Origin of the sequence: Streptomyces sp. NPDC096193 (assembly GCF_040302905.1) — a bacterium.
GTDB lineage: Bacteria > Actinomycetota > Actinomycetes > Streptomycetales > Streptomycetaceae > Streptomyces.
Map to the genome: position 1 here is coordinate 226709 of NZ_JBEOSJ010000003.1, position 14661 is coordinate 241369.

22 protein-coding genes are annotated in these 14661 nt (G+C 66.6%); 21 read left to right on the forward strand and 1 reads right to left on the reverse strand.

Going from position 1 to position 14661, the window contains the following annotated elements; translation table 11 throughout:
• The 19 genes from rplX to truA all read left to right on the forward strand — a co-directional run bounded on the left by rplX (position 1) and on the right by truA (position 11391).
• Complete coding sequence (rplX, locus tag ABTX78_RS06470; protein WP_142214201.1) at positions 1-324, forward strand: 50S ribosomal protein L24; 324 nt, start codon at positions 1-3, stop codon at positions 322-324.
• On the forward strand, positions 324-881 hold the full coding sequence (gene rplE / locus ABTX78_RS06475; RefSeq protein ID WP_352205678.1) for a 50S ribosomal protein L5: 558 nt from the start codon (positions 324-326) through the stop codon (positions 879-881). The genes rplX and rplE overlap by 1 nt, the downstream gene beginning before the upstream one ends.
• A 3-nt stretch (positions 882-884) precedes the next feature.
• A complete protein-coding gene (locus ABTX78_RS06480; RefSeq protein ID WP_003948630.1) occupies positions 885-1070 on the forward strand; it encodes a type Z 30S ribosomal protein S14 in 186 nt (61 codons plus the stop codon).
• A gap of 209 nt (positions 1071-1279) precedes the next feature.
• Positions 1280-1678 (forward strand): 30S ribosomal protein S8, encoded by a 399-nt coding sequence (rpsH, locus tag ABTX78_RS06485; protein WP_005313538.1) that lies wholly within the window; start codon positions 1280-1282, stop codon positions 1676-1678.
• Between the two features lie 21 nt (positions 1679-1699).
• Entirely contained in the window at positions 1700-2239 is a 540-nt protein-coding gene (gene rplF / locus ABTX78_RS06490) for a 50S ribosomal protein L6 (protein WP_313944682.1), read from the forward strand.
• A gap of 3 nt (positions 2240-2242) precedes the next feature.
• Entirely contained in the window at positions 2243-2626 is a 384-nt protein-coding gene (rplR, locus tag ABTX78_RS06495) for a 50S ribosomal protein L18 (RefSeq protein WP_328671276.1), read from the forward strand.
• Between the two features lie 46 nt (positions 2627-2672).
• A complete protein-coding gene (gene rpsE, locus ABTX78_RS06500) occupies positions 2673-3278 on the forward strand; it encodes a 30S ribosomal protein S5 (RefSeq protein ID WP_313944680.1) in 606 nt (201 codons plus the stop codon).
• Positions 3278-3460, forward strand: coding sequence for a 50S ribosomal protein L30 (gene rpmD / locus ABTX78_RS06505; protein WP_018550611.1), 183 nt, complete (start codon positions 3278-3280; stop codon positions 3458-3460). Before rpsE ends, rpmD begins: the two co-directional genes overlap by 1 nt.
• A gap of 1 nt (position 3461) precedes the next feature.
• Entirely contained in the window at positions 3462-3917 is a 456-nt protein-coding gene (rplO, locus tag ABTX78_RS06510) for a 50S ribosomal protein L15 (RefSeq protein WP_313944679.1), read from the forward strand.
• A 249-nt stretch (positions 3918-4166) separates the two neighbouring features.
• A complete protein-coding gene (gene secY / locus ABTX78_RS06515) occupies positions 4167-5486 on the forward strand; it encodes a preprotein translocase subunit SecY (protein ID WP_352205679.1) in 1320 nt (439 codons plus the stop codon).
• Positions 5486-6145, forward strand: a complete 660-nt coding sequence (locus ABTX78_RS06520) for an adenylate kinase (protein ID WP_352205680.1) — start codon at positions 5486-5488, stop codon at positions 6143-6145. The genes secY and ABTX78_RS06520 overlap by 1 nt, the downstream gene beginning before the upstream one ends.
• Before the next feature lie 100 nt (positions 6146-6245).
• Positions 6246-7088: a type I methionyl aminopeptidase gene (map, locus tag ABTX78_RS06525; protein WP_352205681.1), complete on the forward strand. Its 843-nt coding sequence runs from the start codon at positions 6246-6248 to the stop codon at positions 7086-7088.
• A gap of 157 nt (positions 7089-7245) precedes the next feature.
• Positions 7246-7467 carry a translation initiation factor IF-1 gene (infA, locus tag ABTX78_RS06530; RefSeq protein ID WP_003956442.1) on the forward strand — a complete coding sequence of 74 codons (222 nt, stop codon included), beginning with the start codon at positions 7246-7248 and terminating at the stop codon, positions 7465-7467.
• A gap of 58 nt (positions 7468-7525) precedes the next feature.
• Positions 7526-7639: a 50S ribosomal protein L36 gene (gene rpmJ / locus ABTX78_RS06535; RefSeq protein ID WP_003956441.1), complete on the forward strand. Its 114-nt coding sequence runs from the start codon at positions 7526-7528 to the stop codon at positions 7637-7639.
• A gap of 202 nt (positions 7640-7841) precedes the next feature.
• Complete coding sequence (gene rpsM, locus ABTX78_RS06540; RefSeq protein ID WP_313944675.1) at positions 7842-8222, forward strand: 30S ribosomal protein S13; 381 nt, start codon at positions 7842-7844, stop codon at positions 8220-8222.
• Between the two features lie 65 nt (positions 8223-8287).
• A complete protein-coding gene (gene rpsK, locus ABTX78_RS06545) occupies positions 8288-8692 on the forward strand; it encodes a 30S ribosomal protein S11 (RefSeq protein WP_003956432.1) in 405 nt (134 codons plus the stop codon).
• Positions 8693-8822: 130 nt separating this feature from the next.
• The gene (locus tag ABTX78_RS06550) at positions 8823-9845 is read left to right on the forward strand and encodes a DNA-directed RNA polymerase subunit alpha (RefSeq protein WP_003956430.1); all 1023 of its coding nucleotides are present in this window, start codon (positions 8823-8825) and stop codon (positions 9843-9845) included.
• A gap of 97 nt (positions 9846-9942) precedes the next feature.
• Positions 9943-10443, forward strand: a complete 501-nt coding sequence (gene rplQ / locus ABTX78_RS06555) for a 50S ribosomal protein L17 (protein ID WP_352205682.1) — start codon at positions 9943-9945, stop codon at positions 10441-10443.
• Between the two features lie 78 nt (positions 10444-10521).
• Positions 10522-11391 (forward strand): tRNA pseudouridine(38-40) synthase TruA, encoded by an 870-nt coding sequence (gene truA / locus ABTX78_RS06560; RefSeq protein WP_352205683.1) that lies wholly within the window; start codon positions 10522-10524, stop codon positions 11389-11391.
• Here the strand turns inward: truA and ABTX78_RS06565 are convergent.
• On the reverse strand, positions 11362-12291 hold the full coding sequence (locus ABTX78_RS06565) for a hypothetical protein (RefSeq protein ID WP_352205684.1): 930 nt from the start codon (positions 12289-12291) through the stop codon (positions 11362-11364). The genes truA and ABTX78_RS06565 overlap by 30 nt on opposite strands.
• A 55-nt stretch (positions 12292-12346) precedes the next feature.
• Between ABTX78_RS06565 and ABTX78_RS06570 the strand changes: the two genes are divergently transcribed.
• The gene (locus tag ABTX78_RS06570) at positions 12347-13969 is read left to right on the forward strand and encodes an ABC-F family ATP-binding cassette domain-containing protein (protein ID WP_352205685.1); all 1623 of its coding nucleotides are present in this window, start codon (positions 12347-12349) and stop codon (positions 13967-13969) included.
• Positions 13970-14199: 230 nt separating this feature from the next.
• Positions 14200-14643, forward strand: a complete 444-nt coding sequence (gene rplM, locus ABTX78_RS06575; protein WP_266381617.1) for a 50S ribosomal protein L13 — start codon at positions 14200-14202, stop codon at positions 14641-14643.
• Positions 14644-14661: the final 18 nt, after the last annotated feature.

Consider the following 14661-nt stretch of genomic DNA (forward strand, 5'->3'; position numbering starts at 1 on the left):
ATGAAGATCAAGAAGGGCGACCTGGTTCAGGTCATCACCGGTAAGGACAAGGGCAAGCAGGGCAAGGTCATCGCGGCCTTCCCCCGCGAGGACCGCGTCCTGGTCGAGGGTGTCAACCGGGTCAAGAAGCACACCAAGGCCGGTCAGACCGCTCGCGGTTCGCAGACCGGTGGCATCGTCACGACCGAGGCCCCTGTTCACGTGAGCAATGTTCAGCTCGTCGTGGAGAAGGACGGCAACAAGGTCGTCACGCGCGTCGGTTACCGCTTCGACGACGAGGGCAACAAGATCCGCGTTGCCAAGCGGACGGGTGAGGACATCTGATGGCTACCACCACCACTCCGCGTCTCAAGACGAAGTACCGCGAGGAGATCAGCGGCAAGCTGCGTGAGGAGTTCTCCTACGAGAACGTCATGCAGGTTCCCGGCCTCGTCAAGATCGTGGTCAACATGGGTGTGGGCGACGCCGCCCGCGACTCCAAGCTGATCGACGGTGCCATCAAGGACCTCACCACGATCACCGGCCAGAAGCCGGCCGTCACCAAGGCCCGTAAGTCCATCGCGCAGTTCAAGCTGCGTGAGGGCCAGCCGATCGGTGCCCACGTCACGCTTCGTGGCGACCGCATGTGGGAGTTCCTGGACCGCACCCTGTCGCTCGCGCTTCCGCGCATCCGCGACTTCCGTGGTCTGTCTCCCAAGCAGTTCGACGGCCGTGGCAACTACACCTTCGGTCTCACGGAGCAGGTCATGTTCCACGAGATCGACCAGGACAAGATCGACCGCGTCCGGGGTATGGACATCACCGTGGTCACCACGGCGACCAATGACGATGAGGGCCGCGCCCTCCTTCGTCACCTCGGCTTCCCGTTCAAGGAGGCGTGAGCCGTGGCGAAGAAGGCTCTCATTGCCAAGGCCGCCCGCAAGCCCAAGTTCGGCGTGCGTGGCTACACGCGCTGCCAGCGTTGCGGTCGTCCCCACTCCGTCTACCGTAAGTTCGGCCTGTGCCGCGTGTGCCTTCGTGAGATGGCTCACCGTGGCGAGCTGCCGGGCGTGACCAAGAGCTCCTGGTAATTCCCTTCTTGGGAATTCCCGGAGACTCTCGGTAAGCATCTGGTCGGCGGGAGCCCTCCCTCACATGCCGTAGGCTTGTGGGGTTGGGCGTCCGCCGCCCGTACGACTTACTACGCCGTAGGTCCCCGCACCGCACCCGTCCCGCCACTGAGTGGGGAGAGGGATGGCGCATACAGGAAACCCCGGCGAGAGAGGCCGAAGGCCAATTCATGACCATGACTGATCCGATCGCAGACATGCTCACGCGTCTGCGTAACGCAAACTCGGCGTACCACGACTCCGTCGTGATGCCGCACAGCAAGATCAAGTCGCACATCGCGGAGATCCTCCAGCAGGAGGGCTTCATCACCGGCTGGAAGGTCGAGGACGCCGAGGTCGGCAAGAACCTCGTCCTCGAGCTGAAGTTCGGCCCGAACCGCGAGCGCTCGATCGCCGGCATCAAGCGGATTTCGAAGCCGGGTCTGCGCGTGTACGCGAAGTCCACCAATCTGCCGAAGGTTCTCGGCGGCCTGGGCGTGGCGATCATCTCCACGTCCCACGGTCTCCTGACCGGCCAGCAGGCTCAGAAGAAGGGCGTGGGTGGGGAAGTCCTCGCCTACGTCTGGTAGTCGGGAACGGAGGAAAAGCTCATGTCGCGTATCGGCAAGCTCCCCATCCAGGTTCCCGCCGGTGTGGACGTCACCATCGATGGCCGCACGGTCGCGGTGAAGGGCCCCAAGGGGTCCCTCGCGCACACCGTCGCCGCGCCGATCGAGATTGTTAAGGGCGAGGACGGCGTTCTCAACGTCACCCGTCCCAACGACGAGCGTCAGAACAAGGCCCTTCACGGCCTGTCCCGCACGCTGGTGGCGAACATGATCACCGGTGTGACCCAGGGATACACGAAGGCGCTCGAGATCAGCGGTGTCGGTTACCGCGTCGCCGCGAAGGGCTCCAACCTGGAGTTCCAGCTCGGCTACAGCCACTCGATCCTGGTGGAGGCGCCCGAGGGCATCTCCTTCAAGGTCGAGTCGCCGACCAAGTTCTCGGTCGAGGGCATCGACAAGCAGAAGGTCGGCGAGGTCGCCGCTAACATCCGCAAGCTGCGCAAGCCCGACCCGTACAAGGCCAAGGGCGTCAAGTACGCGGGCGAGGTCATCCGCCGCAAGGTCGGAAAGGCGGGTAAGTAAGCCATGGCATACGGTGTAAAGATCGCCAAGGGTGACGCGTACAAGCGCGCCGCCATCAAGCGTCGTCACATCCGCGTCCGTAAGCACGTCTCCGGCACGCCGGAGCGTCCGCGCCTCGTCGTGACGCGCTCCAACCGCAACATCGTGGCGCAGGTCATCGACGACATCGCGGGCCACACGCTCGCGTCGGCGTCGACCCTGGACAGCTCGATCCGCGGTGGCGAGGGCGACAAGAGCGCCCAGGCCAAGCAGGTCGGCGCGCTCGTCGCCGAGCGTGCGAAGGCTGCCGGTGTCGAGGCTGTCGTGTTCGACCGTGGTGGCAACAGGTACGCCGGGCGCATTGCCGCTCTGGCTGACGCCGCCCGCGAAGCCGGGCTGAAGTTCTGAGCCCCGGTTCCGGGACTAACGGACGTAACAGAGAGAGGTAATTCCAATGGCTGGACCCCAGCGCCGCGGAAGCGGTGCCGGTGGCGGCGAGCGGCGGGACCGGAAGGGTCGCGACGGTGGCGCAGCTGCCGCCGAGAAGACCGCGTACGTTGAGCGCGTTGTCGCGATCAACCGCGTCGCCAAGGTTGTCAAGGGTGGTCGTCGCTTCAGCTTCACCGCGCTCGTCGTGGTCGGAGACGGTGACGGCACGGTAGGTGTCGGTTACGGCAAGGCCAAGGAGGTGCCGGCCGCCATCGCCAAGGGTGTTGAGGAGGCCAAGAAGCACTTCTTCAAGGTCCCCCGTATCCAGGGCACCATCCCGCACCCCATCACGGGTGAGCGTGCCGCGGGCGTCGTGCTGCTGAAGCCGGCTTCCCCCGGTACCGGTGTTATCGCCGGTGGCCCGGTGCGCGCCGTGCTCGAGTGCGCCGGCGTTCACGACATCCTGTCGAAGTCGCTTGGCTCGTCCAACGCGATCAACATCGTGCACGCGACCGTGGCGGCCCTCAAGGGCCTGCAGCGTCCCGAGGAGATCGCGGCTCGCCGTGGTCTGCCCCTCGAGGACGTCGCCCCCGCGGCTCTGCTTCGTGCACGTGCGGGAGCGGGTGCGTAATGGCCCGCCTCAAGATCACGCAGACGAAGTCCTACATCGGCAGCAAGCAGAACCACCGCGACACCCTGCGTTCGCTCGGGCTCAAGCGCCTGCACGACGTGGTTGTCAAGGAGGACCGCCCCGAGTTCCGCGGAATGGTGCACACCGTCCGCCACCTCGTGACGGTTGAGGAGGTCGACTGACATGGCGGAGAACAACCCGCTGAAGGTCCACAACCTCCGGCCCGCCCCGGGCGCCAAGACCGCCAAGACCCGTGTGGGTCGTGGTGAGGCGTCCAAGGGTAAGACCGCTGGTCGTGGAACCAAGGGCACCAAGGCCCGCTACCAGGTTCCGGAGCGCTTCGAGGGTGGGCAGATGCCCCTCCACATGCGTCTCCCGAAGCTCAAGGGCTTCAAGAACCCGTTCCGTACCGAGTACCAGGTTGTCAACCTGGACAAGCTCTCTTCGCTCTACCCCGAGGGTGGCGAAGTCACGGTGGCCGATCTGGTCGCCAAGGGTGCGGTTCGCAAGAACAGCCTCGTCAAGGTCCTTGGCCAGGGCGAGCTTTCCGTGGCGCTGCAGGTGACGGTCGACGCCGTCTCCGGCTCCGCCAAGGAGAAGATTGCCGCTGCCGGCGGCACCGTCACCGAGCTCGTCTGAGACGAGTTCAGTGGCTGAAAGCTGAAACACCGACCGGGGATGCCTCTCAAATGGGGCATCCCCGGTTGGTCGTTCCTAGGGGGCACATCCGCCGGTAAGGTGGCGTGCACTGTTGCTGTAACAAGGGGGTTACCGCCCCCGGACCGCACGGTCTGTCCGACTAGGATCGTGCGGATTGCCTGTTTCGTATTCGTCGATCCTCAAGACCGTCACCTCTGACGCAGTAGCGCGGGGGTCGCAGGAGGCACCGTGCTCACCGCGTTCGCCCGGGCGTTCAAGACGCCCGACCTGCGCAAGAAGCTGCTCTTCACACTCGCCATCATCGTTTTGTACCGGCTCGGATCGCACATCCCGGTTCCGGGTGTCGACTACGGCAATGTGCAGATTTGTGTGGACGCCGCGCAGAAGAACAACAACAGCCTGTTCGGGCTGGTGAACATGTTCAGCGGCGGAGCGCTGCTGCAGATCACCATCTTCGCGCTCGGCATCATGCCGTACATCACGGCGAGCATCATCCTGCAGCTGCTGACCGTCGTGATCCCACGGCTCGAGGCCCTCAAGAAGGAGGGCCAGTCCGGCACGGCGAAGATCACGCAGTACACCCGATACCTGACTGTCGCCCTCGCCGTGCTGCAGGGCACCGGTCTTGTGGCGACGGCTCGCAGCGGTGCGTTGTTCAGCGGCTGTCAGGTGGCCAATCAGATCGTTCCCGACCGGTCGATCTTCACCACCATCGTCATGGTGGTGACCATGACCGCGGGTACCGCCGCCGTCATGTGGCTCGGTGAGCTGATCACCGACCGCGGCATCGGCAACGGCATGTCGATCCTGATGTTCATCTCGATCGCCGCCGGCTTCCCCGGTGCTCTCTGGGCGATCAAGCAGAGCGGCAAGCTCGCCAAGGGCTGGATCGAGTTCGGCACCGTCATCCTGATCGGCTTCGTGATGGTGGCCCTGGTCGTCTTCGTCGAACAGGCGCAGCGCCGGATCCCGGTGCAGTACGCGAAGCGCATGATCGGGCGGCGGTCCTACGGCGGTACGTCCACGTACATCCCGCTCAAGGTGAACCAGGCCGGTGTGATTCCGGTCATCTTCGCTTCGTCGCTGCTGTACATCCCGGCGCTGGTGGCGCAGTTCTCGAGCTCGCAGTCAGGCTGGAAGACCTGGATCGAGGCGCATTTCGTCAAGGGTGATCACCCTTACTACATCGCCACGTACTTCCTCCTGATTGTCTTCTTCGCCTTCTTCTATGTGGCTATCTCCTTCAACCCCGAAGAAGTTGCCGACAACATGAAGAAGTATGGTGGCTTCATCCCGGGTATCCGGGCAGGTCGACCTACTGCCGAGTATCTGAGCTACGTGCTCAACAGGATCACTTGGCCGGGCTCGCTGTACCTGGGTCTGATTGCTCTTGTTCCGACGATGGCGTTGGCGGGCTTCGGAGGCGCGAACCAGAACTTCCCGTTCGGCGGGACGAGCATCCTCATCATCGTGGGTGTGGGTCTGGAGACCGTGAAGCAGATCGAGAGCCAGCTCCAGCAGCGCAATTACGAAGGGTTCCTCCGCTGATGCGAATCGTCCTCGTCGGGCCGCCCGGTGCCGGCAAGGGAACGCAGGCTGCGTACCTTGCCGCGAACCTGTCGATCCCGCACATCTCCACGGGCGACCTCTTCCGCGCCAACATCAGCCAGGGCACCGAGCTGGGCCGCAAGGCCAAGTCCTACATGGACGCCGGTGAGCTGGTGCCGGACGAGGTCACCATCGCGATGGCGAAGGACCGCATGGCACAGACGGACGCCCGCAACGGCTTCCTGCTGGACGGCTTCCCGCGGAACGTCTCGCAGGCCGAGGCGCTCGACGAGATGCTGAAGTCCGAGGGCATGACGCTGGACGCGGTGCTGGACCTGGAGGTTCCCGAGGACGAGGTCGTGCGGCGCATCGCCGGCCGCCGTATCTGCCGCAACGACTCGAGCCACGTCTTCCACCTGTCGTACTCGCCGCCGAAGCAGGAAGGTGTCTGCGACACCTGCGGCGGCGACCTGTACCAGCGTGACGACGACTCCGAGGAGACCGTGCGCAAGCGGCTCGAGGTGTACCACACGCAGACGGAGCCGATCATCGACTACTACCGGAATCAGGGCCTCGTGGTCACGATCTCGGCGCTGGGCAAGGTCACCGACGTGACCAAGCGGGCGATGGAAGCGCTGGGGAAGCTCCCGAACGACTGAGCAGTATCCGCAGTACCTGTGGCCGCGGTGTCCGACGGACGCCGCGGCCGTACTGTTGAGCCAGAGTGACGACGACGTGCAGAGGTGGAAGGCAAAGTCCATGGTGCAGATCAAGACCCCTGAGCAGATCGCGAAGATGCGCGAGGCGGGGCTGGTCGTCGCCGCGATCCACGCGGCGACACGTGAGGCCGCCGTGCCCGGTGCGTCGACGAAGGATCTGGACGAGGTCGCCCGCAAGGTGATCGCCGACCACGGCGCCAAGTCGAACTTCCTGGGGTACGGCGGGTTCCCCGCCACCATCTGCACCTCGGTCAACGAGGTGGTCGTCCACGGCATCCCCGATGAGAAGACCGTCCTCAAGGACGGCGACATCATCTCGGTCGACGCCGGCGCGATCATCGACGGCTGGCACGGCGACGCCGCGTACACCGTCTTCGTCGGCAGCGGGCACGCGCCGGAGCTGGTGGAGCTCTCGCGGGTCACCGAGGAGTCCATGTGGGCCGGTATCGCCGCGATGAAGAACGGCAACCGCCTGGTGGACGTCTCCCGTGCCATCGAGACGTACATCCGCCGGCAGCCCAAGCCCGGCGGCGGCCGGTACGGGATCATCGAGGACTACGGCGGCCACGGCATCGGCACCGAGATGCACATGGACCCGCATCTGCTGAACTATGTCGCGCGCAAGCGCGGCAAGGGCCCCAAGCTGGTTCCCGGTTTCTGTCTGGCGATCGAACCGATGGTCTCGCTGGGCACCCCGCGGACCGAGGTGCTCGCGGACGACTGGACCGTCGTGACCACGGACGGCACCTGGTCCTCGCACTGGGAGCACTCCGTGGCGCTCACGGAGGAAGGGCCGCTGGTCCTCACCGCGCCCGACGGTGGCCGGGCGAAGCTGGCCGAGCTCGGGATCACCGCGGCGCCGGACCCCCTGGCGTCGTCCTGACGCCGTGGCCGGAGTAATGATCTACGTCCATGGGCAAACTTCCCGGATTCGTCTTTTCGAATGGCCTGACGTAGACTGATGCGTCGGCTCTGGTGTACCCGTGTGTCTGCATGCGGTCACATGAGTCGATCAAGGTAGCCGATTCGAAGGGCGAAGCGTGGCCAAGAAGCAAGGTGCCATCGAGATTGAGGGCACCGTGATCGAGTCCCTCCCGAACGCCATGTTCAAGGTGGAGCTCCAGAACGGTCACAAGGTCCTCGCGCACATCTCCGGCAAGATGCGGATGCACTACATCCGTATCCTCCCGGACGACCGGGTCGTCGTGGAGCTGTCTCCGTACGACCTGACGCGTGGGCGGATCGTCTACCGCTACAAGTAGATCTTGTCGTTGCCCCGTCCGCGGGGTGAAGGCACTGACCCGGAGAACCTCACATCCCATGAAGGTCAAGCCGAGCGTCAAGAAGATCTGCGACAAGTGCAAGGTGATCCGCCGTCACGGCCGGGTCATGGTCATCTGCGACAACCTGCGCCACAAGCAGCGCCAGGGCTGACGCACGCCGACCGACCTGCACTCCGCAGTTCTTCGCGCGACGCAAGCAATTTCGTACATACGCAGAACCCGCCCAGCCCCGCACGGGGTCGGCGGCACCTCCGGCGGGGGCCGGGGACCCGGACGTACCACTGCTTCACCCGAGGCGGTCGGCGGTCGGGAGCGGTTCTGCGGAAGACCCCCGATCACACAGGAGCCATTGCATGGCACGCGTTTCCGGTGTTGACATCCCGCGCGAAAAGCGTGTGGAGATCGCACTCACCTACGTCTTCGGTATCGGGCGCACCCGGTCGAAGGAGATTCTCTCCGCGACCGACGTGAACCCGAACACCCGCGTTCGTGACCTGGCCGAAGAGGACCTGGTCAAGATCCGCGAGTACGTGGACGCCAACCTCCGCACCGAGGGTGACCTCCGCCGCGAGATCCAGGCCGACATCCGCCGCAAGGTCGAGATCGGCTGCTACCAGGGCCTGCGCCACCGTCGTGGCCTGCCGGTCCACGGTCAGCGCACCAGCACGAACGCCCGTACCCGCAAGGGCCCGCGTCGCGCCATCGCCGGTAAGAAGAAGCCGGGCAAGAAGTAGTCCTCAGCGGACGCTCATCAGCGGTCTTCGCTGTAGGACCGACCACCTCCCTGTAGGAGAAATAGATGCCCCCCAAGGGACGTCAGGGCGCTGCCAAGAAGGTGCGCCGCAAGGAAAAGAAGAACGTCGCTCACGGCCACGCGCACATCAAGAGCACGTTCAACAACACGATCGTCTCGATCACGGATCCCTCGGGCAACGTGATCTCCTGGGCCTCCGCCGGCCACGTCGGCTTCAAGGGCTCGCGCAAGTCCACCCCCTTCGCCGCGCAGATGGCCGCCGAGTCGGCCGCCCGCCGCGCGCAGGAGCACGGCATGCGCAAGGTCGACGTCTTCGTCAAGGGTCCCGGCTCCGGCCGTGAGACCGCGATCCGTTCCCTCCAGGCCACGGGCCTCGAGGTCGGTTCCATCCAGGACGTCACCCCCACGCCGCACAACGGCTGCCGTCCCCCCAAGCGCCGTCGCGTCTGACCTTCAGCGACCGCTTGACCTGAGTGCCGGGCGGTACGCCTCGAAAGAGACGTACCGCCCGTACCCTTGCAGTACGCAGTACCCGTCGGACGTCAAATAGCGGGCGTCCACGACAAAAAGGATCACAGACATGCTGATCGCTCAGCGTCCCTCGCTGACCGAAGAGGTCGTCGACGAATACCGCTCCCGGTTCGTGATCGAGCCGCTGGAGCCGGGCTTCGGCTACACCCTCGGCAACTCCCTCCGCCGTACGCTCCTCTCCTCGATCCCTGGTGCGGCGGTCACGTCCATCCGTATCGACGGTGTCCTGCACGAGTTCACCACCGTGCCGGGCGTCAAGGAGGACGTCACCGACCTCATCCTCAACATCAAGCAGCTGGTCGTCTCCTCGGAGCACGACGAGCCGGTCGTGATGTACCTGCGCAAGCAGGGCCCGGGTCTGGTCACCGCCGCCGACATCGCCCCGCCGGCCGGTGTCGAGGTGCACAACCCCGACCTGGTCCTCGCCACGCTGAACGGCAAGGGCAAGCTGGAGATGGAGCTGACCGTCGAGCGCGGTCGCGGTTACGTCTCCGCCGTGCAGAACAAGCAGGTGGGCCAGGAGATCGGCCGTATCCCGGTCGACTCCATCTACTCCCCGGTGCTCAAGGTCACGTACAAGGTCGAGGCGACCCGTGTCGAGCAGCGCACCGACTTCGACAAGCTGATCGTCGACGTCGAGACCAAGCAGGCGATGCGTCCCCGTGACGCCATGGCCTCCGCCGGTAAGACCCTGGTCGAGCTGTTCGGTCTGGCGCGCGAGCTCAACATCGACGCCGAGGGCATCGACATGGGCCCGTCCCCGACGGACGCCGCGCTCGCCGCCGATCTGGCCCTGCCGATCGAGGAGCTCGAGCTCACGGTCCGTTCGTACAACTGCCTCAAGCGCGAGGGCATCCACTCCGTGGGTGAGCTCGTGGCGCGTTCCGAGGCGGACCTGCTCGACATCCGCAACTTCGGTGCGAAGTCGATCGACGAGGTCAAGGCGAAGCTGGCCGGCATGGGCCTGGCCCTCAAGGACAGCCCGCCCGGATTCGACCCGACCGCCGCCGCCGACGCCTTCGGCGCCGACGACGACGCGGACGCGGGCTTCGTGGAGACCGAGCAGTACTGAGCCTGACGGCTCTCGCACGCCTTCCCCGCGGCGTCCGCCACGGGGGAACTGACACCGGTACCTGATACGGCCGGTGCAGCACACAAGGAGAAACACCATGCCGAAGCCCGCCAAGGGCGCCCGTCTGGGCGGCAGTGCCGCGCACGAGCGTCTGCTCCTCGCGAACCTCGCGAAGCAGCTGTTCGAGCACGGCCGCATCACCACGACCGAGGCCAAGGCCCGTCGCCTTCGTCCGGTCGCGGAGCGTCTGATCACCAAGGCGAAGAAGGGCGACATCCACAACCGTCGCCTGGTCCTGCAGACGATCACGGACAAGGGCATCGTGCACGCGCTCTTCACCGAGATCGCGCCGCGGTACGCCGAGCGCCCGGGTGGCTACACCCGGATCACCAAGATCGGTGGCCGTCGCGGCGACAACGCCCCGATGGCCGTGATCGAGCTGGTCGAGGGTGAGATCGCGAAGAAGGCGACCGTCGACGAGGCCGAGGCCGCGACCAAGCGTGCGGTCAAGGAGGACGCCCTCAAGAAGGACGCGTCCACCGAGGCCGAGGCCGTCGAGGACGCCAAGCCGGCGGACGAGGCGTCCAAGGACGCCTGAGGCCCTGCCGTGCTGTGAGCGGGTCCGCCCTTCGGGGCGGGCCCGCTCTCGCGTTCCGCCTTGCGAGAGGATCTGTTTGTGAGTGACGAGGCACTGCCGGGACACGTACGGCTGAGACTGGATCTCAGTTACGACGGCAAGGACTTCTCCGGCTGGGCCAAGCAGGCCGGCGGCCGGCGCACGGTCCAGGGGGAGATCGAGGACGCGCTGCGCACGGTGACACGCTCCTCCCGGACGTACGAGCTGACCGTCGCCGGGCGCACCGACGCCGGTGTGCACGCCCGCGGACAGGTGGCGCACGTCGATCTGCCCGAGGACGTGTGGGCCGAGCACCGGGAGAAGCTGCTGAAGCGGCTCGCGGGGCGGCTCTCGCGCGATGTGCGGGTCTGGCGGGCGGAGGAGGCCCCCGAGGGGTTCAACGCCCGGTTCTCGGCCGTCTGGCGGCGTTATGCGTACCGGGTGACCGACCATCCCGGCGGGGTCGACCCGCTGCTGCGCGGTCATGTGCTGTGGCACGACTGGCCGTTGGACGTCGACGCGATGAACGCCGCGGCCGAACGGCTGGTGGGGGAGCACGACTTCGCCGCCTACTGCAAGAAACGTGAGGGCGCCACGACCATCCGCACGCTCCAGCGGCTCGACTGGGAGCGGGACGCATCCGGCGTCATCACGGCGACCGTCAAGGCCGACGCCTTCTGCCACAACATGGTGCGTTCACTGGTGGGCGCGCTGCTGTTCGTGGGCGACGGGCACCGGCCGGTGGAGTGGCCGGCGAAGGTGCTGGCCGCGGGCGTACGGGATTCGGCCGTCCACGTCGTACGCCCGCACGGCCTCACGCTGGAGGAAGTGGGCTACCCCGCCGACGCGTTGCTCGCCGCCCGCAATCTGGAGGCCCGCAACCGGCGGACGCTGCCCGGATCAGCCGGCGGGGGCGGTGGCTGCTGCTGAGGCCTGGGCCTCGCCCCGGCGCACGATCTGGCGGAAGGTGAACTCCGCCAGGTCGTCGCCGGTCTGGAACGCCTTGGTGTCGCCCTTCGTGACCGACTTGGCCTTGGTGTAGCCGGTCGCGGTGAAGTAGGCGTAACGGCCGTAGGAGTTGGCCGTGAAACGGCACACCGGGCCACCCTTGCAGAAGGTCGGCACACCGGCGCCCGGCAGAGGGGCGACATTGCCGCTCGCCTGGGCGACGGCCTTCTTCGCCTCGGCCTCCAGCCCGAAGACCGCGACACCGACGGTGACCGCGATGCCGTCCTTGCTGTAGGTGGCGCGGAAGACCTGGTCGCAGCCGTTCTTTTCGAGGACCCCGCCCAGAGCGCCCTGGGTGGCCGACGAGCAGGTGCCCGTGCGGGCGGTCGCGCCCTTGGCGTAGACCCGGTCGCCCATGGTCAGCTTCTTGCCCGGGAAGAGGGTCTCGGTGCTCAGCGCCGCCGTGTCCTTCTTCTCGCTGGAGATGAAGTCCTTCGGGTTCGGTGGCGGCAGCGGCGCGACCGAGGAGAACGACGGCTCGGGCCGCGTGGAGTCACTGGGCAGTGCCGGAGCCCCGGGCAGCTGACCGGTCGAGTTGTCGGACGCCGTGTTGTTGCCGTCGTCCGAGGAGACGATCGCCGTCGCCACGATTCCCGCGATCGCGGCCGTCGCGAGCGCCCCGCCGCCGATCAGCAGCCATCGCCTGCGGCGGGCGCGGGTCGCGGAGGCGTCGGCGAGCGCGGCCCAGTCCGGAGTGTCTCCCGTACGGGACGAACGCGCGCCGAAGGGATCGAACGGATCCGACGCTCCCTGACGGGAGTTGTACGGATCCTGGTTCTGTGCACCGGACCCCCACTGAGGTCCCCCCTGCCCAAAGCTCATGCCGCGCATCCTAAACCTGTTGGGTGCACAGGGCCGCCGCCCGCAGAATCGGGGCATGGGACATCTAGAGGCCGCACATCTCGAGTACTACCTGCCGGACGGGCGGGTACTGCTCGCGGACGCGTCGTTCAGAGTCGGTGAAGGCGCGGTGGTCGCGCTGGTCGGAGCCAATGGCGCGGGCAAGACGACGTTGCTGAGGCTGATCGCGGGAGAGCTCCAGGCGCACGGCGGCACGGTGACGGTCAGTGGCGGACTGGGCGTGATGCGTCAGTTCATCGGCTCGGTACGTGACGAACGCACCGTCCGGGATCTGCTCGTCTCGCTCGCGCAGCCGCGGATCCGCGAGGCGGCGAAGGCGGTCGACGAGGCCGAGCACCTGATCATGACCGTCGACGACGAGGACGCGCAGATGCGGTACGCGCAGGCGCTGAGCGACTGGGCGGAGGCACGCGGGTACGAGGCAGAGACCCTCTGGGACATGTGCACCACGGCCGCGCTGGGCGTCCCGTACGAGAAGGCGCAGTTCCGCGAGCTGCGGACGCTCTCCGGCGGTGAGCAGAAGCGGTTGGCGCTGGAGGCGCTGCTGCGGGGCCCGGAGGAGGTGCTGCTGCTCGACGAGCCGGACAACTACCTCGACGTGCCCGGCAAGCGCTGGCTGGAGGAGCGGCTCAAGGAGACCCGCAAGACCGTTCTGTTCGTCTCGCACGACCGGGAACTGCTGTCGCGTGCCGCGGAGAAGATCGTCAGTGTGGAACCGAGCCCGGCGGGCTCGGACGTGTGGGTGCACGGCGGCGGCTTCGGGACCTACCACGACGCCCGCAAGGAGCGGTTCGCGCGCTTCGAGGAGCTGAAGCGGCGCTGGGACGAGGAGCACGCCCGGCTGAAGGCGCTGGTGCTGCGGCTGCGGCAGCAGGCGGCGATCAGCCCCGACATGGCGTCGCGGTACCGGGCGATGCAGACCCGGTTCAAGAAGTTCGAGGAGGCGGGACCGCCGCCGGAGCCGCCGCGCGAGCAGGAGATCCGGATGCGGCTGCGCGGCGGGCGCACCGGCGTGCGCGCTCTCACCTGCAAGGGCCTCGAACTCACCGGCCTGATGAAACCCTTCGACCTGGAGGTCTTCTACGGCGAGCGGGTGGCCGTCCTCGGCTCGAACGGCTCGGGCAAGTCCCACTTCCTGCGGCTGCTCGCCGGCGACACGTCCGTGGCGCACAAGGGCGAGTGGAAGCTCGGCGCGCGGGTGGTGCCGGGGCATTTCGCCCAGACGCACGCGCACCCCGAGCTCCTCGGGCGCACACTGGTCGACATCCTGTGGACGGAGCATGCCAAGGACCGCGGCGGCGCGATGTCGGTGCTGCGGCGGTACGAGCTGGAGCGCCAGGGCGACCAGACCTTCGACAAGCTCTCCGGCGGCCAGCAGGCCCGGTTCCAGATCCTCCTCCTGGAGTTGGAGGGCACCACGGCGCTGCTCCTCGACGAGCCCACGGACAACCTCGACCTGGAGTCGGCGGAGGCGCTCCAGGACGGCCTGGAGGTCTACGAGGGCACCGTGCTCGCCGTTACGCACGACCGCTGGTTCGCGAAGTCCTTCGACCGGTATCTGGTCTTCGGCTCGGACGGCGTGGTCCGGGAGACGGCGGAGCCGGTGTGGGACGAGCGGCGGGTCGAGCGGGCGCGGTAGGGCGGGGCGCGTTTTGACCCATACAGGGCTGCGCGGGTAGTCTCGTCGATTGTTATGCGTATTGGCTTCGTCGTTCTCACACGAAGGGCCCTTACGTAGGTTCCCTGGAGCAGTTACCAGTGGCTCGCATACGGGCTTCGTCCCCGGCATTGTGAGCCCCAGCTGCATGATCGCTTCAGAGGATTCGTGTGTCTGGAACCCCATCCACCGAAGAAGCGAAGGCTACGACCGTGCGTACGTACAGCCCCAAGCCCGGCGATGTCACTCGCCAGTGGCACATCATCGACGCGCAGGACATCGTCCTGGGCCGTCTGGCGACTACGGCAGCGAACCTCCTGCGAGGCAAGCACAAGCCGATCTACGCCCCCCACATGGACATGGGCGACTTCGTCATCATCATCAACGCCGAGAAGGTTCACCTCTCCGGCAACAAGAAGACCCAGAAGATGGCCTACCGCCACTCCGGGTACCCGGGTGGTCTGCGCTCCGTCCGCTACGACGAGCTGCTGGCCAAGAGCCCCGAGAAGGCCGTGGAGAAGGCCATCAAGGGCATGATCCCGAAGAACACCCTGGGTCGTCAGATGCTCTCGAAGCTGAAGATCTACGCGGGCGAGAACCACCCGCACGCTGCTCAGCAGCCGGTCCCGTTCGAGATCACCCAGGTCGCGCAGTAGTTCCGGCCACCACCTAAG